At 66.1% G+C, this 2065-nt stretch carries 3 protein-coding genes; 1 reads left to right on the top strand and 2 read right to left on the bottom strand.

Annotated features, from left to right (window positions below; all coding sequences use genetic code 11):
• Nucleotides 1–14: 14 nt before the first annotated feature.
• Nucleotides 15–1271, bottom strand: a complete 1257-nt coding sequence (locus K789_RS23850) for a plasmid pRiA4b ORF-3 family protein (protein ID WP_024365348.1) — start codon at nucleotides 1269–1271, stop codon at nucleotides 15–17.
• A 48-nt stretch (nucleotides 1272–1319) separates the two neighbouring features.
• On the bottom strand, nucleotides 1320–1514 hold the full coding sequence (locus K789_RS22110; protein WP_024365347.1) for a hypothetical protein: 195 nt from the start codon (nucleotides 1512–1514) through the stop codon (nucleotides 1320–1322).
• A gap of 131 nt (nucleotides 1515–1645) precedes the next feature.
• Between K789_RS22110 and K789_RS0102370 the strand changes: the two genes are divergently transcribed.
• Entirely contained in the window at nucleotides 1646–1828 is a 183-nt protein-coding gene (locus K789_RS0102370) for a PspC domain-containing protein (RefSeq protein ID WP_024365346.1), read from the top strand.
• Nucleotides 1829–2065 lie beyond the last annotated feature (237 nt).

Raw genomic sequence — 2065 nt, 5'->3', positions numbered from 1 at the left:
GTGCCCGCGAACCTTCACATGCCGTCGAGCAGCCCCTGAATCTGCAGGAGGAACTTCCGTCCGCCGTCGGTCAGGGCCGGCTCTTCACTGAACGTTTGTTCCGGTACCTTCAGCTGCAGGCAGTCCAACGTCCAGCGCACGTCCAAGTAGAGGTCCTGCGCGACGTCCTGCGGCACCGGCTTTCCCCTCTCCATCCGGAACCCCGCGACGGTCAGGGTGTCCGCGATGATGCGTTGCCGCTGATCCCAGGACGGCATGGTGCCTTCGAGCAGCCAGTGGGCCACGACGCGGGTCACGATGGCCGTCGATTCCTCCGCGGGGAAGGCGACAGCCTCGGCGAGGTAGTCCCACAGCCGCCTGCCGCCGTCGTGCATCTTGCGGCCGGCCGGTGACAGGACCAGCCGGCCCTTGCTCTTCCGGAGCAGCTTCCAGGCCTGCAGTTGCTGCCGGAGCATCAGAACGGGCAGTGTCTGGCTCTCACGGTTCGCGGCTCCCGGCCAGCGGTAGACCCAGTCGAGTTCGCGGACAGCCTGGTTGACCACGGCAGGTTTGAGATAGCCGTCCTGGGTTAATTGCAGTCCGTCGGTGCCCGCCTGGTTCAGCAGCCACTGCACGGGCCGGATGACGGCGTCGATCTCCTCGTCCGTGGGCGGTTCCGGCCAGAGGCGTTTCGCCAATTCGTCCAAACGTCGGTTGAGGGCGGCGGCGTCGAACGTATACGGCTCAAGAGTGCTGGCGTCCTTTCCCGTCGCAAACTGGTACCAGTCGGAGAGCTCCTGGTGTTCCTCATGCGCGGGATCGGCCAGGGCTTCAATGAGGCGCGCATAGCCGTAGGTCCCTCCGGCGTCCTCCACCGGGCCCCGGTTGGCGCCGCCGGTGCAGCGCACGGCACCCACCTGAAGCTTGGCCGGCCCCATCACCTCTACGAGGTGGGTCCAGGCATCGCCGAAGTCATACTCGTATTCGAGCGTGCTCGCCCGGGCCTGCTCCGCGTCCAGTAGTTCAAGGAGCACGACGCCGGAAGCGGGCTCGTCGCCCATTTCCTCCGCTGCGTCGTCGGGGCCGACGATGACGCGGGGCTGGCCAAGCCGATCCACGCACCGGATGCCAAAAAGGTGCCGGTTCTCCCAGCCGAAGGCCGTCTGGAGCACCCGGTGCAGTTCCGGGACCGTGATGGTTTCCGGCACCAGCAGGCGTCGCCAGATCTCGGGTTCGGTGTCCTGGATGCTGACGCGGAGGTCGTAGGCGGGGACGGTGGTTGGGGACTCCATGCTGGCAATCCTGCCAGAGCCCCGCCGCATGGTCTTGGAGTGGCGCGTCTACCGCATCCATGCCCCGGGCAGGTACCAGGCGTGCGGCGCCGAGTACGGTTCGCTCGGCAGGCTACCCGCGCGCCAGGGTTCGGTGGACCGGACCTTTGGAGTCCTGCCGTGGCCGTCCTTGAGGACGGCGCGGAGGGTTCCGGGGACGGCGACGAGCATGGTTCCGGCAAGAACGGCAATCAGGACTTCCATTGTTGATTCACCTCAGGTGGCGGGCGGGTTGGTGATCCCAGTGTCGCCAGCCGCCGTGTGAGCCAGCGTGTGAAGCGAAGGGCCTGCCCGGGGCTGTTCTCCTGACGCGCCCACGCTGCTACCTTGGCTGGATGGAACGATCTCTGGTTAGGCCCACCAACGGCAAGATCATCGCGGGCGTGTGCGCAGGACTCGCCGACCGCTTCGGTATCTCCAGGGCACTGGTTCGCATCGGCTTTGTGCTGTTCGGCCTGTTCGGCGTCGGCGAACTTGCCTATATCGTGCTGTGGATCATCATCCCCAAGGCCCGGTAGCTGCCAGATCCGACGGCGGCTGCCAGCCGGGCGCCGGCGTCGCAATCTCCCGTTGAAACCTGCCGGGCCCGGCGCATCGTTTACTGCCACTAGTTCGACGGTGTGCACATCGCAGTAGACCCGCCGGAGTGTGTGTCTGTTGGAGGATCGCCTTACGGCACGACGGCCAGCCTGTGAGCGCTCTACCGAGGAGCAGAGTTCACGAGCTCGTAGTGTTCGACTAAAGGAAACGGCTCG

Origin of the sequence: Arthrobacter sp. TB 26 (genome assembly GCF_000427315.1) — a bacterium.
Classification (GTDB): domain Bacteria; phylum Actinomycetota; class Actinomycetes; order Actinomycetales; family Micrococcaceae; genus Arthrobacter.
The sequence above is the reverse complement of the archived record's forward strand: the minus strand, read 5'-3'. Positions and strand labels throughout refer to the sequence as shown.